Source organism: Pseudomonas sp. JL3, assembly GCF_031570575.1.
Classification (GTDB): domain Bacteria; phylum Pseudomonadota; class Gammaproteobacteria; order Pseudomonadales; family Pseudomonadaceae; genus Aquipseudomonas; species Aquipseudomonas cucumis.
In genome coordinates, this window is record NZ_JAKWJK010000003.1 from 73,706 (window position 1) to 96,773 (window position 23,068).

Genomic DNA, 23,068 nt, shown 5'->3' on the forward strand with positions numbered 1-23,068 from the left:
GCCTCTACAGGAAACGCCAGCATGTCCAATCCTCACAGCACCTCCCGCGCAACCACCCCCTCGGGACTCAAACGCGTGGTGGCCGCCGCCATGGCCGGCACTGTCGCCGAGTGGTATGAATTCTTTCTCTATGGCACCGCTTCGGCATTGGTCTTCGGCCAGCTGTTCTTCCGCCAGACCGACAGCCCGATTGACGGCATCATCGCCGCCTTCGCCCTGTATGCCGTCGGCTTCCTCGCCCGTCCGCTGGGCGGGCTGGTGTTCGGTTATTACGGCGACAAGTTCGGCCGCAAGCGCCTGCTGCAACTGAGCCTGGTGGTGGTCGGCATCACCACGTTCCTGATGGGTTGCCTGCCCGGCTTCGACAGCATCGGCTATGCCGCGCCAGTGTTATTGGTGTTGCTGCGGCTGATCCAGGGCTTTGCCTTCGGTGGCGAATGGGGGGGCGCGATTCTGCTGGTGTCCGAACACTGCCCGGACAATCGACGAGGCTTCTGGGCCAGTTGGCCGCAGGCCGGGGTGCCGGCCGGCAACCTGGTGGCGACCGTCGCCCTGCTGCTGTTGTCGTCGAACCTGTCGGAGGAACAATTCCTCGCCTGGGGCTGGCGCGTGGCGTTCTGGTTCTCGGCGGTGGTGGTGCTGATCGGCTACTGGATTCGCACCAGCGTCGATGACGCACCGATTTTCAAGGAGGCCCAGGCCCGGCAAGCGCAGACCAAGCAGCAACAACTGGGCGTGGTCGAAGTGCTGCGTCATCACTGGCGCGCGGTGCTGGTGGGGATCGGCGCGCGGTTTGCCGAGAACATCCTCTATTACACCGTGGTCACCTTTTCGATCACCTACCTGAAACTGGTGGTGCACAAGGACACCTCGGAAATTCTGCTGCTGATGTTCGGCGCACACCTGGTGCACTTCTTCCTGATTCCGTTGATGGGGTATCTGTCGGATATCGTCGGGCGCAAACCGATCTACCTGACCGGCGCGGTACTCACCGCGTTCTGGGGCTTTGTCGGTTTCCCGATGATGGACACCGGCAACAACTGGCTGATCATGGCGGCGATCATTCTGGGTCTGGCCATCGAGTCGATGACCTATGCGCCCTACTCGGCGCTGATGGCCGAAATGTTCCCGACTCACGTGCGCTACACCGCCCTTTCGCTGTGCTACCAGGTAGCGCCGATTTTCGCCGGTTCCCTGGCACCGCTGATCGCCATCACGCTGCTCAACAAATATCAAAGCTCGACACCCATCGCCTGGTACCTGGTGGGCGCCGCGCTGATCTCCATCGTTGCAGTCGGCCTGACCCGGGAAACCCGCGGCAAGTCGTTGCACCTGGTGGATGCCGAATCCGCTGCGCGCATTGCTGCGCTGGATAACGCCGTGCCGGCCGCTGCGCGCCGGGGTGATTCGCTGGCTTGAGCCCCCCCTATTCGACAGGAGTTTTTTTCCATGCCCAAGATCATCGGCCACAACTACATCGGCGGTGCCCGCAGCGCCGCTGGCAACATCGCGATGCACAGCCATGACGCCAGCACCGGCGAAGCACTGCCCTACTCGTTCATGCAAGCCACCGCTGAGGAAGTGGACGCCGCCGCCCAAGCTGCGGCCGCCGCTTACCCGGCCTTCCGCAACTTGCCGGCGACGCGCCGTGCAGAATTTCTCGAGGCCATCGCCGCGCAACTGGATGCGCTGGATGACGAATTCGTCAACCGGGTCACCCGCGAAACCGCCCTGCAGACCGGACGCATTCAGGGCGAACGCAGCCGTACCAGTGGCCAGATGCGCCTCTTCGCTCAGGTTCTACGCCGGGGTGATTTCTATGGTGCGCGCATCGACCGCGCGTTGCCCGAACGTCAGCCATTGCCACGGGTCGACCTGCGCCAATACCGGATCGGCGTCGGGCCGGTGGCCGTGTTCGGCGCCAGTAACTTCCCGCTGGCCTTTTCCACCGCTGGCGGTGATACCGCTGCCGCCCTGGCCGCCGGTTGCCCGGTGGTGTTCAAGGCCCACAGTGGACACATGGCGACCGCCGAATGCGTGGCCGATGCAATCATCCGCGCCGCCGAGCAAACCGACATGCCCAAAGGTGTGTTCAACATGATTTACGGTGCAGGCGTCGGTGAAGCGCTGGTCAAGCATCCGGCGATCCAGGCTGTCGGTTTCACCGGCTCGCTGAAAGGCGGTCGCGCCCTCTGTGACATGGCTGCTGCACGGCCACAACCGATACCGGTGTTCGCTGAAATGAGCAGCATCAATCCGGTGCTGGTATTGCCTGAAGCCTTGCAAGTACGCGGCGAGAAAATCGCCGATGAACTGGTGGCGTCGGTAGTCCAGGGTTGCGGTCAGTTCTGTACCAATCCGGGGTTGGTTCTCGGTATCCGCTCACCACAGTTCAGCGCGTTCACCGCGCGGCTCAGTGCCTTGATGGCCGAACAGGTGGCGCAAACCATGCTCAACGCCGGCACCCTCGCCAGCTACGAAAAAGGCGTACAGGCGTTAGTCGACCATCCAGGGATAAGCCATCTGGCAGGCCAGGACCAGCACGGCAATCAAGCCCGGCCGCAACTGTTCAAGGCCGACGTCAGCCTGCTGCTCAAGGGCGATCCGCTATTGCAGGAAGAAGTGTTCGGCCCGACCACCCTCGTCGTCGAAGTGGCCGATAAAGCCGAGTTACAACAAGCGCTGAACAGTTTGCACGGTCAACTCACCGCCACGTTGATTGGCGAAGAGCAGGACCTGAAGGAACACGCCGATCTGCTGGTGCTGCTGGAACAAAAGGTCGGCCGGGTGCTGTTCAATGGCTACCCCACCGGCGTTGAAGTGTGCGATGCCATGGTGCATGGCGGGCCCTATCCGGCGACCTCCGACGCCCGTGGCACGTCGGTCGGCAGCCTGGCCATCGAGCGTTTCCTGCGCCCGGTGTGCTACCAGAACTGCCCGGACGATTTGTTGCCCGACGCCCTGAAAAACGCCAACCCGCTGGGCATTACGCGACTGGTGGATGGCAACAGCCACCGCGAACCGGTTTAACCACACGACCTCCTGTGGGAGCGTGGCTTGCCCGCGAATGGGGTCCGACACTCACCATTGATGTCGACTGACACAATGCCTTCGCGGGCAAGCCACGCTCCCACAGGATTTTCATCACATTCAGGCCAGCAGCGCTTTCAGGTCGTTGTACAGCGCCTCGGGAATCTGCACGCCCTCCATCACACTGCGTGCCCGCGCCGCATAACGCCGTTGCGACGGCAAGCGCGCGCCCTGCCCTTCAATCCCCTGAAACACCCCTTCGGCCCGGGCCAAATGTTCCTCAGTGGCCGCCCCCAGAAAACGCCGCGGGTCCAGCGCGATGATCAACTCGCCGTGGTACGGCGACGACTTGCTACCCGCGTCGTAGGCCAGCGACTCGGCACTGGTCAAATCACCGATCAAAGGCCCGGCGATCAACTCCACCATCGCCGCCAGCGCCGAGCCCTTGTGCCCTCCGAACGTCAGCATCGCGCCGCCGTCGAGCACCACGCTGGCATCGGTGCTCGGCCGCCCCTCGGCGTCCACGCCCCAGCCCTCGGGAATCGCCTTGCCGGCACGCCGATGCAACTCGATATCGCCACGGGCAATCGCACTGGTGGCGAAGTCGAACACAAACGGATCCTGCCCCACGCGTGGCCAGCCAAAGGCTATAGGATTGGTGCCGAACACCGGCTCACGTCCCCCGGCCGGCGCCACCCAGGCATGGCTCGGATTACACGCCAGCGCCACCAGCCCGGCGGCGGTCAACTGCTCGATCTCCACCCACAGCGCCGAGAAATGCACACAATGATTGATCGCCAACGCCGCAATCCCGTTGGCCCGGGTTTTCTCCTCCAGTAACGGCAGACCCGCCTGGAACGCCAACTGCGAAAAACCTCCACCGGCATCCACCCGCACAATCGACGGCGCCTGGTCGATCACTCGCGGCTCGGCATCGGCCGACACCTTGCCGGCTCGCAGGGAATTCACGCAGCCCAGAATCCGGTACAAACCGTGGGAGGCACAGCCATCGCGCTCGCCGGCAATCACCGTCGCCGCCACCGCTTGCGCATGGGCCAGGTTAAAACCGTTGTGCAACAGGATCGATTCGGCCAGCTCACGGGCTTCGATCAGGGTCAGTCGGATCATGCTCATCTCCTTGGACAGACCGGTCAGGGTGGTCTATCCGCGGAGCTGTGGCTTGATGGGTTTGGTCACGGAGGGTGACGAAATGGGCACAGCCTTCAGAGGCCGGACCCTTGGCGGGGTCCCCCTGCTGGTTGTGTAAAAATCATTGAGTACCCGCTTCTGAGGAAATCACCCGAGCCAATAAAACTTGCAGGGGATGGAGCACTGTCGCGCCTTCCTGACGCTTGACCTGGCTGCGGCAAGAATAGCCATCGGCGACGACTCGCCCCGATTGGTTGAACTTTTGAATGAGCGGCTTCCAGGATTGCCCATAGATCGTGTCCGACGTTTTGGCGTTTCGCGCCTCATGTCCGTAGGTACCCGACATCCCGCAGCAGCCGCTTGCGGGTACCTGAAGCGTCAGACCCATACGTTCGAAGATCTTCTGCCATTGGCCGATGCTGCCTGGTTCATTGGTTTTTTCCGTGCAGTGCGGCAGGAAGTGATAAGGCTCGCCCTCCTTCGCCACCTCACCCTCGGGCAGCGCATTGATCAGCCACTCCTGCGCAAGCATCACGAGAGGAGCCTGGCCGTCTTTCAATGTCTTGGCGTACTCCTGTCGATAGACCAGAGTCATCGCGGGATCGAGCCCCACCAGTGGAATCTGGTACTGCTGAAGACTCAGCAAAGACTGCCCATTGAAGCTGGCAGCCTTCTCAAAGGCCTTGAGGAAGCCCTGCACCTGAAGTGGTTTGCCGTTCGGCGCGTACGGCGCCAGGTAGACCTTGTAACCGAGCCTTGAGATCAGCTCCACCCAGTCAACGAGCAACGGAGTTTCGAAAAAGCGAGTAAAGGCGTCCTGAACGAGAATGACGCTTTTGCCACGCTGCTCATCTGAAAGGGCAGCCAGGCGCTGAGGTGTCGCCACTTCCACGTTCCAACGTCGGCAAGCCGCTGCAAAATCCACCAGGCTGAGTAGCGGGCTATCGACCATCCCGGCGGCTCGTTCGAGCAGCCAGCGAACCGGTCGAGCACTCATCACGACGTTGTAGAGGCGCGGCATCCTGGCGATGTAAGGCACCGTGTATTCCAACGAGCCGATCAGGTAGTCCTTGAGCGGGCGCAAATACCGGCTGTGATAAAGCTCAAGAAAGCGCGATCGGAACTCCGGCACATTCACTTTGACCGGACATTGGCCGGCGCATGATTTACAGGCCAGGCAACCGGTCATCGCTTCGTAGACTTCATGGGAAAAGTCTGGCTGCCCCAGCTTTTGTGCAAGGCTGTTAACGGCCCGGCGGGCAACGCTCTGCGACCCGGCGGACAAACGAACGCGATCGCTTGCCTCCAGCACATCAACACCCTGCTCGCCCTGCAACCTCAGCCATTCACGTATCAGTGAAGCTCGGCCTTTGGGAGAGTGGATACGATTACGCGTCGCCTTCCAGGAGGGGCACATGGCGTCATCAGGATCGAAGTTGTAGCACGCGCCATTGCCATTGCAGTGCACAGCGGTGTCATAGCTTTGCCAGACACGCTCATCAATTGTCCGGTCCAGGTCGCCGCGCAATGTCACTTCGTCGACGCGTGTCAGTCGAGCGCCAGGCACGGTTTTCGGCGTTGCGATCTTGCCTGGATTGAGTTGATTGTGTGGATCGAAGGCGGCCTTGAGTGCTTGCAGCGCAGGGTACAAATCACCGAAGTAATCCGGCACATACTGCGACCGCAAGCCCTTGCCGTGCTCGCCCCACAACAAACCGCCATGTTTTTGCGTCAAGGCCGCGACTGCATCGGAGATCGGGCGGATCAGGGCCGCCTGGGCAGGGTCTTTCATGTCGAGGATCGGGCGCACATGCAGCACACCGGCGTCGACGTGGCCGAACATGCCGTACTGCAGGTCATGGCTATCCAGCAGTGCGCGAAACTCCTGGATGAAGTCAGCGAGGTTTTCCGGCGGAACGGCGGTGTCTTCGACAAATGGCTGCGGCCTGGCCTCGCCTTTGACGTTGCCCAGCAACCCGACCGCTCGCTTGCGCATCGCATAAACACGCTTGAGCGCATCGGCGCCGATCGCCAGCGTGTGGCCCAACCGCACGACCGAAGTATCGCGCTGCAGGTGCAGGACAAATTCGTGAACGCTTTGCTGCACGACCTCTTCTTCATCACCGCTGAATTCAATCAGGTTGATCCCGAGGGTCGGTGTGTCAGGGTTTTCAGGGAAATACTCTGCGACGCCGTGCCAGACAATATCGTTCATCGCCAGCATCAGCACTTTGGAGTCCACGGTCTCGATCGACAGAGGCTTCATGGCCATCAACGCCTTGGCATCGCGCAAGGCATCCATGAATCCGGCGTAACGCACGTTAACCAGGATCGAATATTTGGGGATGGGCAGGACGTTCAGTTTTGCCTCAACGATGAACCCAAGCGAGCCTTCAGAGCCGCAAAGCACGCTGTTCAGATTGAAGCGTCCATCTGATTCGCGCAGATGCGCCAGGTCATACCCGGTCAGGCAGCGATTGAGTTTGGGGAAGGTGGTTTCGATCAGATCAGCGTGGGTATCGGCGATCTCCACTGCGCACTTGTAGACCGCACCCACCCGATCCTTGCGTCCGGTCAGGGCGGGCAAATGCTCGGGGTCGACCGCTGAGCTGGTGAGACGATGACCGCCAAGCAACACCGTCGAAAGCTCGAGAACATGATCGCGAGTCTTGCCATAGGTGCAGCTGCCCTGACCACTCGCATCGGTGTTGATCATGCCGCCGATGGTCGCGCGATTCGACGTCGAGAGTTCAGGGGCAAAGAACAAGCCGTAAGGTTTGAGTGCGGCATTCAGCTGATCCTTGACCACACCGCTCTGTACTCTGACCCAGCGCTCCTCAACATTGATGTCGAGAATCTTGTTCAAATGGCGGGACAGGTCGACCACCACGCCCTCGGTGAGCGATTGCCCATTGGTGCCGGTGCCTCCACCCCGGGGCGTGAGCACCACCGCACTGTGTTCTGGATGACTGACCAGCCGCGACAAAATCTCCACGTCTCGCACATCCAGAGGAAACACCGCCGCTTGCGGCAGACGCTGGTAAATGGAGTTGTCGGTGGCCAGTACCGTTCGGTCGCCATAGTCGCGGGCAATCTCTCCTTGAAACCCCGCCCCCTGGAGCGCGTTCAGAAGCGCGTCATAGGTCGTTTTCTGGGAATCAGGAGGCGATAACCGGGCAATCATGATGGAGTTCCTACGGGCTAAAAAGCTAATCTATGCATTCACATTACGTATGCTCAGTACAAGGCGCCCCGAGCATGTGCATATGGTTTTTGTGATTCTTGCGTCTATGCACGCTTGGAACAAACGTAATTCCTGCTGGTTTTGCATGAGCTTTATGAATGAACCCTAGAAGACTGACCCCCTCGATGTCGCTGTTGGTTGCCTTTGAGGCCGCCGCGCGCCATTGCAGCTTCACCAAAGCCGCAGAAGAACTGGCATTGACCCAGAGTGCGGTCAGCCGGCAGGTACAAACCCTGGAGGCGCAACTTGAAATCCAGCTCTTCAGGCGTGAAGGCCGAAAGATTGAACTGACGGCTGCCGGGGCACTTTATCAACACGAGTTGACGGCAGCGTTGGGACGCATTCGAAGCGCAACATTGCAGACCATTTCGTACAAGAACGACGGTGGCCCCTTGAACCTGGCGGTACTGCCGACACTGGGTTCGAAATGGCTGCTGCCACGGATGCATGAGTTCTATGCAAAACATCCCGCAATATTGGTTCACATACACTCGAGGATCATCCGCGAGGACATTCAATCTTCAACCCAAGACATGAACGCAATCATCTGCGCGGGCTCCGGGGAGTGGCCGGGCTACATTTCGCATAAGTTGCTCACGGAAAAACTGGTGGTGGTTGCCAGCCCCGCCGCACTGCCCGAGTACCGTTCGATGTCACCGGCGAACGTTGCCGAGCATGCCCTGTTGAACGTCGTATCCAGGCCAAGCGCCTGGTCTGACTGGTTTGATCGCCATAACATCGATCACACCAACATGAGATCCGGCCCGAGCTTCGAGTTCACCGCCCACCTCATTCAAGCGGTGTCGGCGGGCATCGGGATTGGCTTGGTTCCGGAAATTCTGGTACAGGACGAACTCAAGAGCGGCGACCTCGTTGCATTGTTCGAGCCGATGGACAGCGGCCGCAGCTACTACCTGGTCTACGCGACCCGCTACCAGCACCTACCCTCCCTGAATGCCTTCAGCACCTGGCTTCTATCGCTTCCGTTTCCAGACAAATGAGCCGGGGCCCTGCCGCGCTGGGCCAAAAACCGACGTAACACCAGCGCCAAGCGATGAGGCATCTCGCGCTTCCTGCATCATGACGCTCTCAGTCAACTCTGGCCGTTATGCTCAAGCATCACCAACGGCCGGGAATTAAAGTCGAAGTGCCAAGGGAAGCTACCCCGGCTCACAATTCCAAGAATAGAGCCACTTCGATGAGCCTGAAAAAATCCCTGCCAGCCTGCCTGGCACTCAGCTTCGCATCGTTTGCCGCACTCGCAGCAGATGGCCCTCCACCACCGTCGGTGAATGAGCCCAGCGGTATCAACCTGGGCGGCACCAGTTTCTACGACGGTTTCGCGGGGCCGCCCGGTCTATTCCATCTGACCTATCTGAAATTCAGCACCGCGCGCAGCATCAGGGACAATGCAGGCAAGGATAATGGCGCCTTCGACAACCTGGTTGGAACTAGGCAAGCGGTAACCAGACGCACACTTCGAAACCATCCTGTCGACCTGTTGCAGGGGAAACCAATTTCATTCTCGCGTTGACCCCCTGCACGATGGTTTTAGTAATCGCCAACCCCAGCCCTGAACCACTGATTTCACTGTGACCGCGCACAAAGCGCTCTGTCAGATGCTGCAATACCGACTGCGGCACCGCCGGGCCACTATTGACCACCCGCAGTTGTGCCTGTTCGGTGAGGCTGACTTCGATCGGTTGATCCGTTGCGCCGTACTTCAGCGCATTCTCGATCAGGTTGCGCAACAAGATGCCAAAGGCGTCCGGGTCGATGTTCGAGTACACGCTGGCCTGGCTTGGCAGATGCAACTCAATGCGCTGGTCGCTGCGTTGGTTCCACTCGTCAACCCCATGGGCCAGTAATGGAATCAAGTCCTGAGGCGTTTCGGATAACAGCCCGCCGCCCTCGGCCTTGGCCAACTGCATGAGCTTTTCCGAAAGCCGCGCCAACTCGCGCAAGGCGTTTTCGATCTTTGCCGCACGCACTCGCAACGGACCTTCGGGCGCCTCATGGCGTAACCGCTGGACCTGCGCCAGGGTCGCGGCCAGTGGCGTGCGCAGTTCATGGGCGCTGTTGGCGGTAAAGCTGCGCTCGGCTTCAAGGGCCTTGCGCAAGCGCTCCAGCAGATGGTTGACCGCCTCGGCCAACGGATCGATTTCTGCCGGCAGGCGCGCTACCTTGATCGGCGACAAGTCACCCACGCCACGCGCCTCGACCGCACGACGATACGCCAACACACTGCGCAGGCTGATCCGCACGAACAACCAGGTGCCCAACAGGCTGACGGGAATCAGCGCCAACAGCGGCAACAACAAGGCAAACAAGGCTTCCCACGCGGCTTCACGGCGATGCTCCAGCGGCTCGGCGATCTCGATGAACAGCGTCTCGCGCAACGCACTGGCGCCGTACAAGCGGTATTTTTCAGAGGTGGTAAACCCCTCAGTCGGCTGTTGATTGAAGATCTTCGGGTTGGCGTCGTGGGACTGCATCAGGATCTTGCCGTTTGCATCGCGCACCAGGTACGTCAAGTATTCCTTGTGCATTTTCAACGTCGCAACGTGCTGAGCCTCACGGGGTTCCTCCCTGTTGCTGATTTCCAGCACGGCCAGCGGCAGGATCCGTTGCGCGGTCTCTTCCAGCGCGCTGTCGAACGCCTCGTTCAACTCATGTTGCACCACCAGCCAGGCGCCGACGGTCGCGCCCAGCCACAGCAAGGTCATGCCCAAGGTCAGCCCCAGGCCGAGGCGTTTTTGCAGGCTCGAAGAAGGCTTCATGCGGCCATCAACCGGTAGCCCATGCCGCGCACGGTTTCAATCAGCTCGCGTCCGAGTTTTTTACGCAGCCGGCTGATATAGACCTCAATGGTATTGCTCTCGATTTCGGCACCGAAGGCATAAAGCCGTTCTTCCAGCTGCGACTTGGACAACAACGCGCTGGGGCGCTGCAAGAACGCTTCGAACAGCGCCCATTCGCGGGCCGTCAGGTCCACGGGGGTGCCGGCACGCTGCACGGTGCGGGCGCTCATGTCGACCTGCAAATCACCGAGTCTGATCTGCGGGTTGGGGTTGCCGCTGTAACGTCGGGCCACCGCGGCGACACGGGCCGAGAGCTCGAACAGGTCGAACGGTTTGACCAGGTAATCGTCGGCCCCGGCATTGAGGCCGGCAATGCGATCGGAAATCTGATCCTGGGCCGTCAGGATAATCACCGGGGTCACATCCCCCGCCGAGCGCTGCTGACGCAAAAAATCCAGCCCGCGACCGTCCGGCAGCATCAAGTCCAGCAGGATCAGGTCGTAAGGCGTGGTGCGCACGCTGTTGCGCGCATGGTCCAAGCGCTGCACCCAATCGACGGCGTGGCCGTCATCGGCGATCTGTTCGCGCACCGCTTCCCCCAAGCCTGGGGCGTCCTCGACCAATAAAACCCGCATCGGGCACCTCCTGTGGTGGTTGTCGTGCCGCACCTTAATCGCCTTACCTGACGTGAATCTGAAGATTCAGCTGGTTGTCAGGAATGCACCTTAGGGTATGCCACAGACGCCGACCTCGGCAGGAGACAGATCATGAAATCAGGTTCTATTGCCCATGCCGCCCTGTTGAGCCTGCTGCTCAGCGGTTACGCCCTGGCGGACGACGACTGCAGCGACCCGGTGAGCGACTGGCAACCGCGCGACACCTTGCGTCAGCAAGTCGAGCGGCAATACGGCTGGAGCGTGCAACGCATCAAGGTCGACGACGGTTGTTACGAGCTCAAGGGGTTGGACCGCAAAGGCAACGCCATCGAAGCCAGCTACTCACCGGCCTCGCTGCGCCTGCGCACCCTCGAGATCCATTTCCGCGACGATGGCGATGCCAGGGATTACCTCGGTAGCCCGCTCACCGAATGACGCCTCACCTGTCGATGAGTTTTTCCTGCGTTTCAGGTTGCTGTCAGCAAGCAGGTCCAGGCTCTCGACCTAACGATCAAAAGGACACCCTCATGAAAAAAATCATCGCAGCCACCTGCCTCGCTGGCGCCATTGCCCTGCCGGGGTTGGCCCAGGCCCGTGAAGTGACCCTGACCACCCAGCTCAAGGACTACAGCGGCAATGATGCCTACCTGGCGATCTACGTCACCGACGCCAATGGCCAATACCAGAAAACCCTGTGGGTGGCCGGCAAGAAGGCCAAGTACTACAAGCACCTGGGCGACTGGGCCCGTGGCAGCGGGATGAACCCCAGCGAGTTTGACGGGGTCAGCGGCGCCAGTGTCGGCAGTGGGCGCACACTCAAAGTCAGCGTCGAACTGGCAGACACCCTGATCGATGCCGGGTATCAGATCCGCATCGACAGCGCCGTCGAGGACAAACGTGACGCCCGCGCCGATGTCAGCGTGCCGCTCACGTCCAAGGGTGCGGGACAGCCGGCGACCGGCAGCACCTATGTCGAGTCCTTTACTTACGATCTGTAGCACCTGCCCTTTCTGGAGGCTGAACATGCTTCGCCAGTCCCATTCCCTGCCCGGCCTGATCGCGGCCCTGTTGGTCATGCTGTTGGCCATCAGTGGTGCGATCCTGTCGGTCGACCCGGCGCTGGAACGTTTGCACAGCACCGCCACCGCGGCCGGGCAACTCAACGTCGGCCAACTGGCCGGACGTGTGGCCAATCACTTCCCGGGCGTTGAGCAGATCCAGCGCACAGCGTCCGGGACAGTCATCGTCTACTACAACCAGAACGGTCAGGCCGGGGTTGAAACGGTCGATCCACTGACCGGTGAAGGCCTGGCACCCTATGCACCCTCCGCGTTCACGCGTTGGGTGAAAGAGCTGCACCGCTCGATGTTCCTCGGCTCGCCAGGCCATGGAGTGTCGGGTGTCGGCGCGCTGTTCATGCTGATGTTGTCGGTGTCTGGCGCGCTATTGCTCGCCCGGCGCCTGGGTGGCTGGCGCAACCTGCTGCGGCCACTGCGGGGCACCTTCAGCCAGCGCTGGCATGCTGAAGTCGGGCGACTGGCCTTGCTCGGGCTGCTGCTGTCGGCATTGAGCGGGCTCTACATGTCCGCCACCACCTTCGGTTTTATCGCCGACGGCAGTCAGAGTGAACCCGCCTTCCCCGCCCACGTCAGTACCGGCCCGGCCTTGCCGGTGGCGAGCCTGCAAGCCTTGCAGGCCACCGACCTGAATGACCTGCGCGAATTGGTCTACCCCAGTCCCGGTAACCCGAAGGATGTGTTTTCCCTGCACACGGCCCAGGGCGACGGCTACGTGGACCAGGCCAGCGGTGCCCTGCTGTCCTACCAGGCCCACGACTCGATGCATAATCTTTACGAACTGATTTATCAGATGCACACCGGCGAGGGCCTGTGGTGGCTGGGCCTGCCGCTAGGGCTCTGCGCTCTCTGCGTACCGTTGATGAGCGTGACCGGCATCCTGTTGTGGTGGCGCCGCCGCAAGGCTGGCACGAAGATCCGCCACAACAGCCCTGCCCACTCTGCCGACAGCGTGATTCTGGTGGGCAGTGAAAATAACAGCACTTGGGGCTTTGCCAACACCTTGCACGACGCCTTGCTCCTGGCCGGACACCGGGTGCATAGCGCGCCCATGAATCAATACGCCAACGACTACAGTAACGCCCAGCGGGTGCTCATCCTGACCGCGACCCACGGTGACGGCGACGCGCCGGCCTCGGCTTCGCAGTTCCTGGCGCGGCTGGTCAAAACCGGCCTCAAGTCCGGCCAGTCCTTTGCCGTGCTGGGCTTCGGTGACCGGCAGTTCTCGCAGTTCTGTCAGTTCGCCCATCAAGTGCAGGAGGCCATGTTGCAGGCCGGTGGCTCGCCGTTACTGGACCTGGAAACCGTCAACCGCCAGTCCTCTCAGGAGTTTTCGCGCTGGGGCCACGTGCTGGGCGAAGTGCTCCAGCATGACCTGACACTGGTCCATGCCCCGCAGCGGCCACAGACCCATCCATTGCAGCTGACCGAGCGCATTGTCTATGGCGAACAGGTGAACGCACCGACCCACGTCTTGCGCTTCAAGGCGCCCGGCGAGCTACCGGACTTCCTGGCCGGTGACCTGGTCGGGATTGTGCCCCCGGGCAGCCCGATCCCGCGTTTCTACTCGCTGGCCAGCGGTTCGCAGGACGGCGTGCTGGAAATCTGTGTACGCAAACACAACGGTGGCGTGTGCTCGGAATTCCTTCATGGCCTGGACATCGGCGCGCCCATCGACGCGTTTATCCAGCCGAACCCGCAATTTCGTCCGGCGTCGGGCACACACCCGGTGATCCTGATCGGTGCCGGTACCGGCATCGGTCCTCTGGCCGGTTTCATCCGCAACAACACGGCCCGCCACCCGATGCATTTGTATTGGGGTGGGCGCAACCCGGCCTCGGATTTCCTCTATGAACCGCAGCTCAACCAGTACCTGGCCGACCGACGCCTGACGGCATTGCGCGCCGCCTTTTCTCAGGTTCAGGACCGCTGCTACGTGCAAGACCGGCTGATCGACGATGCCCAGGCCCTGCGTCGATTGATTGAAAAAAGTGCCCAGGTGCTGGTGTGTGGCAGCCGCGAGATGGCCAAAGGCGTGATGCAAGCCCTCGATGAAGTATTGGCACCTCTTAACCTGACGGTGCTAACCCTCAAGGCACAAGGACGCTACCGTGAAGACGTCTATTGAGTTGCAGCGCTACAGCCTGAGCGGCGAAACCATGGGCACCCGCTACACCGCCCTGTTCTATGCCGGGGCCGGGATCGATACCGACGAAATTGGCCAGCGCCTGGCGTGCGCCGTGGCCCGGGTGGACCAGCAAATGTCCGCCTGGAAACCCGACTCGGACCTCAACCGCCTCAACGCCGCCCCCGAGCAGCAATGGATTTCCATGCCCCAGGAACTGGCGACGGTGCTGTCTGCGGCACTGCGTATCAGTCAGCAATCCGGTGGCGCCTTTGACATCGCGGTGGGGGATCTGGTTGATGCCTGGGGGTTCGGCCCCGGAGAACAGATAGTCACAGAGCAGGCGCTCGCCACGATACCGCCGCGCACCCGGCTGTCAGCCAACGCCGCATTGGTGGTTGACCCGTTACGTCATCAGGTGCGCAAACGTGCGCCGCTGCACCTTGATTTGAATGGCATCGCCAAAGGATTCGGCGTTGATGAACTGGCCCGTTGCCTGGAGGGTTTGGGCATCACCCGCTATCTGGTCGGCATCGATGGCGAGATGCGCGCCCGGGGCGTCAAACCTGACGGCCAGTGCTGGGCCGTGGCCCTGGAAAAGCCCAACCGGGGCGTGCGTGAAGTCATGGGCGTGATGGAACTCAGCGATGCCGCAATCGCCACCTCCGGGGACTATCGACACTGGGTCGATGTGGCCGGTCAGTCCTATGCTCATACCATGAACCCGGCCACCGGCGCGCCGCTGTGCAACCCGCTCGCCGCCGTCACCGTGGTGGCGGCCTCGTGCATGCTCGCCGATGCCTGGGCCACGGCGCTCATGGTCTTGGGCGAAACCGAGGGCCCACGCCTGGCGCAGGAACGCGGGATGGACGCGTTGTTCGTGCTGCGCGAGGGTGCACAGTTCAAAGAAATATCCATTGTCGGCGGCCAGTTGCAGGCGCAGATTGAAACCCGCTGACGCCGATTGCCGGCCCGCTCGGAATCGGTCCGACGTGAACCGCTTAATGGCAGGGAGTCCCGTTAAACAATGAAATTCATGCACAGACACACCGAGGCACACCGAGGCGATCGTATCGGCTGGCTGCGCGCCGCCGTCCTGGGCGCCAACGACGGGATTGTCTCTACCGCCAGCCTGTTGATGGGCGTCGCGGCCGCCAATGCCAGCCACGCCACATTGCTGGTCACCGGAATGGCGGGCCTGATGGCCGGAGCCATGTCCATGGCCGCTGGCGAGTACATCTCCGTACATTCCCAGGCCGATACTGAGCGGGCCGATCTGTCCCGCGAACGGGCAGAACTGTCGAGCGACCCGAAAGCCGAGCACATCGAGCTCGCCAACATCTACATGCATCGCGGCGTATCACCCGAACTGGCCCATCAAGTGGCCGATCAGTTGATGGCCCATGACGCACTGGGCTCTCACGCCCGGGACGAGTTGGGCATCAGCGCCACCCTCACCGCCAAACCCTTGCAGGCCGCCCTCGCCTCCGCCGCCAGTTTCGTGGTGGGTGCCGCATTGCCTCTGGCGGTGACGTTTGTCGCGCCGGAGCACAGCGTGGTGCCCTGGATATCGGGCATGTCTTTGGTGTTTCTCGGGACACTAGGCGCCATCGCCGCCAAGGCCGGCGGAGCCAAGGTCATCACCGGGGCCTGGCGGGTGACATTCTGGGGTGCGCTGGCCATGTGCGTCACGGCACTGGTGGGATCGCTGTTTGGAGCGGTGGTTTAGTGAAGCGTACGCTCTGGAAACGCAAAAGGGGCTCGCAGATTGTGGTTCTCACCGATCAGCGCCACCTTGTTCAGCCTTTCCAGAAAGTACGCTCGACCTATGATCCCACCCAGAGCCAGTCGTTTTGTAGGGGTAAAAACGATCAAAAACAAAAAAATTGTCGCGATATAAAATTTCGCAAACCCGTGATTTGCTGGGCGCCCCTGAATCGGACTCCCCTGACTCCATTTACTTTGCGCTGGGCAGCGCCGTGCTGCGGTCTAGCGAATTACGTAAAGTTTTTCTGCGTGCAACTGATCTACGTCAAGCCCGCTCAGCGCACAGCAAATACCTTGAAACCTAACCTTTAATGATAAAACTCCGGAGGTCGCCATGGACCTCGTACTTAAGTTAATCAATGGTGGAGCTGGCAGTCTGGCTTCCTACTTGGCGGCCCACGTCCTGCTTTGCCTGTTGCCCGCGTTTTTCATTGCCGGGGCCATGGCAGCACTTATTCCTAAAGCCAGCATCACTCACTGGCTAGGTCGACACGCACCTGTCTACGTTTCCTACCCTGCGGCGGCACTGGCAGGGTCACTGATTGCCGTATGCTCATGCACAATTGTTCCTTTGTTCGCGGGCGTTTATCGCAAAGGAGCAGGTATCGGCCCGGCGATCACCTTTCTGTTTTTTGCTCCTGCAGGAAACATCATGGCGCTTGCCTATACCGGCAGCATTCTGGGAGCGGAGTTTGCAATCGCCCGTTTGATTCTCTGCCTGATCTTCGGCATCGGTATTGGCTTGCTGATGGCTATCCTATTCTGGAAAGACGACCAGACCCACGACGCACAGGCGGATGCCCTGTTCGCAGAGAAGGCCAGCGTTTCCGGGCCTGCACTGGGGGTATTACTATCTTTGGTGGCCCTGCTGATTGCGGGCACCTTGAGACTGTGGCCCCTGACCGCAGATCTGATCAGTTTCAAAGTCCCGCTTTTCTGGGCCCAGGCGTGGCAGGACACCTTGTTTGACTGGGTTCCATACGACGCCAGCAAAGGAGAGGAAGGCGTGAGCTTTCAAGGGGCTGTACTCATCGCCCTGCTCCTGATGATTGCCGCCACGGCCAAGCGTGGTCTGGACAACATCACCGAAGGTGCCAATCGCTGGACATGGGTTGTGCTGGGGCTGACCGCTAGTACCTTGCTGATCGCTTCGACGCGACTGACGCCAGAACCAGGCACATTAACCTTCACCTTCACGGGTCGTGTATTCGGTGTCGCATTGACCATACTGTCTGTTTGGTACTTTGCCCGAAAACTGCCAACCGAAGACTGGCAAGGTTGGCTTTGGGAGGCCTGGCGCTTCGTCAAGCAGATATTTGTTGTGCTGGTGGTGGGTGTATTCATCGTTGGCATGGTTCGCCAGGTTATTCAACCCGAGTGGATTGAAAGCCTTGCAGGCAGCAACACAGTGCCCGCCAATGCCATAGCAGTAGGGTTCGGCGTGTTCATGTACTTCCCAACCTTGGTAGAAGTGCCCGTCGCCCGCATGTTTCTTGATCTAGGTATGCATCCTGGCCCGCTCTTGGCCTACCTGATGGCGGACCCTGAACTTAGCTTGCAGAGCATGCTAATGGTGGCGGCTGTGTTTGGTCGCAAGAAGACCGCAGCTTACGTTGGGTTAGTCGCTTCGTTCAGCATCGTGGCAGGCCTGCTCTACGGTGCCTGGGTCGATGGCACCGGCTGGCTTAGCCTTGGTGCAGGAATGGCGGCCTCACTGGCCATAACTGCTGCAATTTACCAGTTGATCCGTTTTCAACGTAAACAAACAGTAAGCTGACTTTCATACCAAGGAGCTTCCAATGCTGAACATCAAAATCCTCGGTTCAGGGTGCGCCAACTGCAAGAAACTGGAGGCCGTAGCCCGTCAAGCCACGCAGAATCTAAATATCCAGGCCGAATTCGAAAAGATCACCGACATGGGCGAGATGGTGACTTATGACATCCTCGCCACGCCGGCTCTAGTGATCAATGAGAAGGTTGTAAGCAGCGGGAAGATTCCAACTGTTGCGGATATTCAGGGCTGGATTTCGACTGCGTAATGATATTCTCAAAGCCAAAACAGCAAGGTGCTTGCCGCACTAGCACAGCAGTACCCTAACCGAATAATGATTAACCTAATTGATCGAAGTTGCTGTTATAAAAATCATAACAATGAGGCTGGCAGATGAAAATCACTCTATTTGCATTAGTCTGTATTTTATCCGGTGCATTTACGGCATCCATTTTTGCAGCAGACGCCCAAAAGATATTCTCCCAAGGCGGGTCTAATCCAGGAGCCCTCGCCTGTTCAACCTGTCATGGTGCGGATGGTTCAGGCATGCCTTCGGCGGGTTTTCCAAGGCTTGCAGGCCTACCTGCTGATTACCTAATGAAGCAAATCTCTGATTTCCGCTCAGGCTCGAGAGGCAATCCAATCATGCAGCCAATCGCTCAGGCATTGAGCGAAGACGAGTCAAAAGCCCTGGCAGTGATGCTCACCAAGATGCCAAACCCGGCAGTAAAACCAGTGAATCGCGCGCATGTAGCGAAAGGTCCAGGGGAAATCCTGGCCTTGAGAGGCGCATGGGATCGAAATATTCCCGAGTGCGTGGCGTGCCATGGTCCAAGTGGCATCGGTGTCGGTGCCACCTTTCCGCCGCTCTCCGGTCAGTCGGCTCAGTACCTCAAATCACAACTGAATGCCTGGCGGCAGAAAACTCGAAAAAATGATCAGGACGATCTCATGGGCCACATTGCGCGCTCACTCACCGATACCGAGGTCGAGGCTGTTTCCCAATATTTTGCTGAGCTCAGTAAATAGAGGCCTTGCCATGAAATCCATCCTCGCTGCATTTATTACTCTCAACATTATTTCGATGGCTTGTGCTACTGAAATTGTAGAATCAACCGCACCACCCAAAAGCCCGAATCCAACTCAGAATAAGGCTCCCACATTTCTCCCTCCCGCGGAGGAGACGTTACCTGACAATGCTTTTGGCCGATTAGTCCAACAAGGCCACGCGATCTTTGTAGATACGAAAGCCAATGCATCCGAGTTCGTAGGAAACGGATTAAATTGCACCAACTGCCATTTAGAACAGGGAAGAAAAGCTGACTCTGCTCCTCTTTGGGGGGCTTACACAATGTACCCGGCTTATCGAAAAAAGAACGACAAGGTCAATACCTACGCTGAGCGCTTACAAGGGTGTTTTCAGTTCAGCATGAACGGAAAACCGCCTCCAGCGGACAGCCAAGTCATCGCTGCTCTAACCGCATACTCATACTGGCTCGCAACGGGTGCACCCACAGGACAAGAACTGCCCGGACGTTCTTATCCCGAGATTCCTGAACCTGCCGGAGGTTTCGATCTCGCCAAGGGAAAGGCTATCTACGCCAAGCAGTGTTCTGTATGCCACGGAGCTGAAGGTGAAGGCCAGAAAGCAGGAAGCGACTATGTGTTTCCACCACTTTGGGGTAAAGATTCATTCAACTGGGGTGCGGGAATGCATCGAATCAATACCGCTGCCGGCTTCATAAAATCGAATATGCCGTTAGGTAAGGGGGAAACGCTCTCCTCCGATGAGGCGTGGCACGTTGCAGCCTATATGAACAGCCACGAACGACCAAAAGATCCAAGGATGATTGCCGGCTCTGTCGAACAGACCAGATTAAAATTTCATGAGAATGATGGGGTCAATCTCTACGGGCAAAAGGTGAACGGAGTGATAGTCGGCCAAGGTACTGAATGAGTCAGTTCAGACGATACCAAGCTATCACTGACTGCGCGAGTGCCGTCATGTTATAGCTTGGTAATGCTGCGTCATCTCCTGTCGTCAGTCCTCAATGTAGAAACTTTACCCAGCCAGCCACTGCAAGTGACGCAAAACAGGTCCAGCCTGAGAAAAGCCAACGCCACACGAGCATCCGCGGGACAAAACCCACACCTCTCACAAAAGCCACACTCATGGCTGCGAACAATGCGGCAGCCAGAACATGGTCAGGCTTCCCGTCAGGAGCGGCCATCATGGGAGGATAGAGCGTACAAGCGAGCATGATCGCTATAGCGATAACCAGACTCAGCAAATGAATTTGTGAGATCGGTTGAGGGTTAGCGACACGCGGCATCATGACAGTGTCTCGTCGTTGTCGCTCAAGGCTCGACCAACTTCGTTCTCGCCCCACATCGCATTTAAAATAGCCAGTAGCAATGCAAAACCGACCCCCAGCATCCAGGCGAAATACCACATGTTCGTTACTCCTTTGCTGGTACTAATAGGCGGAATGTTCGTTGGCTTTGATATGCGCGATGGTTACCTTGCCCCGCATAACGCGATAAGCCCAAGAGGTATAAAGCACAATCAGTGGCATGAAGATCAACGTGGCCCAGAACATGATGGCCAGGCTTAAGTGACTGGCGACGCTGTCCCACACGGTAAGACTTGCCGCAGGCATCGTTGATGACGGCATGACGAACGGAAACATCGATACGCCTGCCGTGCTGATAACACCGATGACCGCGAGCGATGACGCGATAAACGCTGAAAGTGTACGTCGAGCTATCAACAACAGGGCAGCACCTGCTGCACCACTCAATCCCAGTGCGGGCAGCAGCCACAGCAAAGGATAATGGCCATAGTTGGCCATCCAGGCTCCAGCTTCGCGTACCACGGATTTGCTGAGAATGTCAGGCAGTCCTGCTGTATCAACCACCGACGTGATGCGATAGCCATCAATCCATTGCAGCCAGATGCCGGCAACTATAAATGTACACACCAGCACGACCGCTGCGCCCACCCCGCCTTTGATTGCCCTTGCCTGGATAACACCTTCAGTGCGATGTGCCAGATAAGCACCACCTTGCAGAGTGATCATTGCGCTGCTCACAACGCCGGTTAGTAACGCGAAGGGATTGAGCAGTTGCCAGAAACTGCCGGTATACCTCGACACCAGAAAATCGTTGAAGTGGAAAGGTACACCTTGCAGCAGGTTGCCAAACGCAATCCCGAACACCAGAGGCGGCACTGCCCCCCCCACAAAGAGTCCCCAATCCCAAGTGCTGCGCCAGGTGGAGTTGTGGATCTTGCTGCGATAATCAAAACCCACGGGGCGGAAGAACAACGCCCAGAGGACCAGGATCATCGCCCAATAGAAACCGCTAAACGCTGTGGCATACACCACAGGCCATGCCGCGAACAATGCGCCCCCCGCAGTGATGAACCAAACCTGATTTCCATCCCAATGCGGACCGACGGTATTGATCACGACGCGACGCTCCATGTCATTGCGGCCAACAAAGGGCAGCAGCGTGCCAACCCCCATATCGTGACCGTCCATAATGGCGAAGCCGATCAGCAGTACACCGACCAGCGCCCACCAGATAATTTTCAGGGTGAAGTAATCAAGCATGGAGGAGTTCCTTCAAGTGGGCATCGTGAACATAACGGCCGGTACCGAGGCTGCCTGGACCCTGACGGGCAAACTTGACCATCAGGAACATTTCAACCACCAGCAGCACGGTGTAGAAAACGATGAATCCCGCCAGCGAGCCATAGAGGTTGTTGACGCTAAGCGTGGAGACGCTCATGTGGGTCGGCAACACGCCGTAAATGGTCCAGGGCTGACGGCCGTATTCAGCGACGAACCAGCCCAGCTCGCAGGCAATCCATGGCGCAGGCAGCATGCAGAGCGCCCAACGCAGTAACCAGCGGCGTCGTGTGCAGGTCGACTTCAAGGTGCTCCAGAAGGCAAGCCCGAAGAGCATAAGCATGGCAAAACCAAGGCCTACCATAATCCGGAACGCCCAGAACATAGGTGTCACGCGCGGTACGGTATCGTTTACGGCCTTTTCGATAATGGCCGGCGTGACCTGGTTGACGTCCTCGACATACTTCTTGAGCAGCAGGCCAAAGCCCAGATCGGCTTTGTATTCTTCGAATGTCTTGAGCGCTGCTGAATCGGTGCGATTGGCCCTGACGGCTTCAAGAGCATTGACGGCGGTAATGCCTCGGAGAATTCGAGCGCGGTTCTTTTCTTTAATCTCATGAATGCCTGGAATTTGCTTGCTGACTGATCGTGTGCCAATCAGGCCCATCAGCCATGGCACCTCAACTTCCCAGTTATTTTTGGACTCGGCTTCATTAATACTGGCCACCAACGTCAGGCCTGCCGGTGCAGGCTTCGTTTCCCACATGGCCTCCATGGCTGCCATTTTGGTTTGCTGTGCTTCACCCACCGTGTAACCAGACTCATCACCCAATACAATCACACTCAGCACCGATGCCAGGCCAAAGGCTGCCGCCACCCGGAAACTACGTTTGGCAAACTCGACATCACGATTCTTGAGCAAATACCAACTGGAAATCGACAACACAAACATCGAGCCGGTGACGTAACCGGCTGAGACGGTGTGTACAAACTTGGCCTGCGCCACTGGATTGAAAACCACCGCCCAAAAATCAACCATCTCCATACGCATGGTGATGTAACTGAACTCTGAACCCACCGGGTTCTGCATCCATCCATTGGCGATCAAAATCCACAATGCTGAAAGGTTTGTACCAATCGCCATCAGCAGCGTGACCAGCAAGTGGTGCTCTTTCTTCAGACGATCCCAACCAAAGAAAAACAGGCCGATCATGGTCGATTCAAGAAAGAACGCCATCATGCCTTCGATTGCCAGTGGCGCACCGAAGATGTCGCCGACGTAGTGTGAGTAATACGCCCAGTTGGTACCGAACTGAAATTCCAGGGTAATGCCCGTCGTCACTCCCAGGGCGAAGTTGATGCCGAAGAGCTTGCCCCAGAAGCGCGTCATGTCTTTCCAGATGACATTGCCCGTCATCACATAGACACTTTCCATGATGACCAGCAGCCACACCATGCCAACCGTGAGCGGTACGAAAAGAAAGTGGTAAAGCGCAGTGGCTGCAAACTGCAGCCGAGACAAATCCACCAGGTGTTCTGAAATCACTTGCTTGCCCCTTGAGTCGAGGTGGGTACACCGAAACGGTTGCCGAGGGTGTTCGAGTCGACACTGACATGCGAATCCCGGATGAACAGCCACCACAGCACTGTCAGCACCAGTAGTTTGATCACTACTGCTGTGAGCAGATGGCGTCGAAGTTGTTTGTCGGAAATGGTCATGACTATGCAGTTAGCACACGGCATGCCAAGGGCGAGCAGTTTTATTTTCTCGTTTTGAAACAGTCACTTAATCACCAAACCGGTGATGCGCGGGATGC

At 58.8% G+C, this 23,068-nt stretch carries 21 protein-coding genes and 1 pseudogene; 13 read left to right on the forward strand and 9 right to left on the reverse strand.

Annotated elements, in window-relative coordinates; translation table 11 throughout:
- Positions 1-21 precede the first annotated feature (21 nt).
- Together abaF and MMG91_RS06580 are read left to right on the forward strand one after the other, a co-directional pair.
- Positions 22-1,419 (forward strand): fosfomycin efflux MFS transporter AbaF, encoded by a 1,398-nt coding sequence (gene abaF, locus MMG91_RS06575; RefSeq protein ID WP_310659132.1) that lies wholly within the window; start codon positions 22-24, stop codon positions 1,417-1,419.
- A gap of 30 nt (positions 1,420-1,449) precedes the next feature.
- Positions 1,450-3,030 carry an aldehyde dehydrogenase (NADP(+)) gene (locus MMG91_RS06580; RefSeq protein ID WP_310659133.1) on the forward strand — a complete coding sequence of 527 codons (1,581 nt, stop codon included), beginning with the start codon at positions 1,450-1,452 and terminating at the stop codon, positions 3,028-3,030.
- A 120-nt stretch (positions 3,031-3,150) separates the two neighbouring features.
- Here the strand turns inward: MMG91_RS06580 and MMG91_RS06585 are convergent, their stop codons facing one another.
- Positions 3,151-4,158: an Ldh family oxidoreductase gene (locus MMG91_RS06585; protein WP_310659134.1), complete on the reverse strand. Its 1,008-nt coding sequence runs from the start codon at positions 4,156-4,158 to the stop codon at positions 3,151-3,153.
- A gap of 142 nt (positions 4,159-4,300) precedes the next feature.
- A complete protein-coding gene (locus MMG91_RS06590; RefSeq protein WP_310659135.1) occupies positions 4,301-7,363 on the reverse strand; it encodes an FAD-binding and (Fe-S)-binding domain-containing protein in 3,063 nt (1,020 codons plus the stop codon).
- A 158-nt stretch (positions 7,364-7,521) separates the two neighbouring features.
- On the opposite strand from MMG91_RS06590, the gene MMG91_RS06595 reads away from it, so the two are divergent.
- Together MMG91_RS06595 and MMG91_RS06600 are read left to right on the forward strand one after the other, a co-directional pair.
- Complete coding sequence (locus MMG91_RS06595) at positions 7,522-8,424, forward strand: LysR substrate-binding domain-containing protein (RefSeq protein ID WP_305505934.1); 903 nt, start codon at positions 7,522-7,524, stop codon at positions 8,422-8,424.
- A 197-nt stretch (positions 8,425-8,621) separates the two neighbouring features.
- Positions 8,622-8,864: pseudogene (locus tag MMG91_RS06600) on the forward strand (phenol degradation protein meta); the annotation flags it as partial.
- A gap of 10 nt (positions 8,865-8,874) precedes the next feature.
- On the opposite strand, the gene MMG91_RS06605 reads toward MMG91_RS06600, so the two are convergent.
- Together MMG91_RS06605 and MMG91_RS06610 are read right to left on the reverse strand one after the other, a co-directional pair.
- A complete protein-coding gene (locus MMG91_RS06605; RefSeq protein ID WP_310659136.1) occupies positions 8,875-10,203 on the reverse strand; it encodes a HAMP domain-containing sensor histidine kinase in 1,329 nt (442 codons plus the stop codon).
- Positions 10,200-10,859 carry a response regulator transcription factor gene (locus MMG91_RS06610; RefSeq protein WP_305449106.1) on the reverse strand — a complete coding sequence of 220 codons (660 nt, stop codon included), beginning with the start codon at positions 10,857-10,859 and terminating at the stop codon, positions 10,200-10,202. The genes MMG91_RS06605 and MMG91_RS06610 overlap by 4 nt, the downstream gene beginning before the upstream one ends.
- A 132-nt stretch (positions 10,860-10,991) precedes the next feature.
- On the opposite strand from MMG91_RS06610, the gene MMG91_RS06615 reads away from it, so the two are divergent.
- From MMG91_RS06615 to MMG91_RS06655, 9 genes are all read left to right on the forward strand, one after another.
- A complete protein-coding gene (locus tag MMG91_RS06615) occupies positions 10,992-11,315 on the forward strand; it encodes a PepSY domain-containing protein (protein ID WP_305449105.1) in 324 nt (107 codons plus the stop codon).
- 92 nt (positions 11,316-11,407) lie between these two features.
- Positions 11,408-11,878, forward strand: a complete 471-nt coding sequence (locus MMG91_RS06620; RefSeq protein WP_010459354.1) for a DUF2271 domain-containing protein — start codon at positions 11,408-11,410, stop codon at positions 11,876-11,878.
- A gap of 25 nt (positions 11,879-11,903) precedes the next feature.
- Entirely contained in the window at positions 11,904-14,084 is a 2,181-nt protein-coding gene (locus tag MMG91_RS06625; RefSeq protein ID WP_310659137.1) for a PepSY domain-containing protein, read from the forward strand.
- On the forward strand, positions 14,068-15,039 hold the full coding sequence (locus MMG91_RS06630) for an FAD:protein FMN transferase (RefSeq protein ID WP_310659138.1): 972 nt from the start codon (positions 14,068-14,070) through the stop codon (positions 15,037-15,039). The genes MMG91_RS06625 and MMG91_RS06630 overlap by 17 nt, the downstream gene beginning before the upstream one ends.
- A 69-nt stretch (positions 15,040-15,108) precedes the next feature.
- Complete coding sequence (locus MMG91_RS06635; protein WP_310659139.1) at positions 15,109-15,810, forward strand: VIT family protein; 702 nt, start codon at positions 15,109-15,111, stop codon at positions 15,808-15,810.
- Positions 15,811-16,182: 372 nt separating this feature from the next.
- Positions 16,183-17,625: a permease gene (locus MMG91_RS06640; RefSeq protein WP_310659140.1), complete on the forward strand. Its 1,443-nt coding sequence runs from the start codon at positions 16,183-16,185 to the stop codon at positions 17,623-17,625.
- A gap of 22 nt (positions 17,626-17,647) precedes the next feature.
- Entirely contained in the window at positions 17,648-17,887 is a 240-nt protein-coding gene (locus MMG91_RS06645) for a thioredoxin family protein (RefSeq protein ID WP_305449099.1), read from the forward strand.
- 125 nt (positions 17,888-18,012) lie between these two features.
- On the forward strand, positions 18,013-18,648 hold the full coding sequence (locus MMG91_RS06650) for a c-type cytochrome (protein ID WP_310659141.1): 636 nt from the start codon (positions 18,013-18,015) through the stop codon (positions 18,646-18,648).
- A 10-nt stretch (positions 18,649-18,658) separates the two neighbouring features.
- Positions 18,659-19,576 carry a c-type cytochrome gene (locus MMG91_RS06655; protein WP_310659142.1) on the forward strand — a complete coding sequence of 306 codons (918 nt, stop codon included), beginning with the start codon at positions 18,659-18,661 and terminating at the stop codon, positions 19,574-19,576.
- Positions 19,577-19,667: 91 nt separating this feature from the next.
- On the opposite strand, the gene MMG91_RS06660 is transcribed toward MMG91_RS06655, so the two are convergent.
- Genes MMG91_RS06660 through cydP form a run of 5 tightly spaced genes read right to left on the reverse strand, consistent with a single transcriptional unit; the run spans position 19,668 to position 22,970 of the window.
- Positions 19,668-19,955 carry a cyd operon YbgE family protein gene (locus tag MMG91_RS06660; RefSeq protein ID WP_310659143.1) on the reverse strand — a complete coding sequence of 96 codons (288 nt, stop codon included), beginning with the start codon at positions 19,953-19,955 and terminating at the stop codon, positions 19,668-19,670.
- On the reverse strand, positions 19,952-20,074 hold the full coding sequence (gene cydX, locus MMG91_RS06665) for a cytochrome bd-I oxidase subunit CydX (RefSeq protein WP_010459227.1): 123 nt from the start codon (positions 20,072-20,074) through the stop codon (positions 19,952-19,954). Before cydX ends, MMG91_RS06660 begins: the two co-directional genes overlap by 4 nt.
- A 22-nt stretch (positions 20,075-20,096) precedes the next feature.
- Positions 20,097-21,233 carry a cytochrome d ubiquinol oxidase subunit II gene (cydB, locus tag MMG91_RS06670; protein ID WP_310659144.1) on the reverse strand — a complete coding sequence of 379 codons (1,137 nt, stop codon included), beginning with the start codon at positions 21,231-21,233 and terminating at the stop codon, positions 20,097-20,099.
- Positions 21,226-22,797 (reverse strand): cytochrome ubiquinol oxidase subunit I, encoded by a 1,572-nt coding sequence (locus MMG91_RS06675; RefSeq protein ID WP_310659145.1) that lies wholly within the window; start codon positions 22,795-22,797, stop codon positions 21,226-21,228. Before MMG91_RS06675 ends, cydB begins: the two co-directional genes overlap by 8 nt.
- Positions 22,794-22,970, reverse strand: coding sequence for a cytochrome oxidase putative small subunit CydP (cydP, locus tag MMG91_RS06680; protein ID WP_310659146.1), 177 nt, complete (start codon positions 22,968-22,970; stop codon positions 22,794-22,796). The genes MMG91_RS06675 and cydP overlap by 4 nt, the downstream gene beginning before the upstream one ends.
- Positions 22,971-23,068 lie beyond the last annotated feature (98 nt).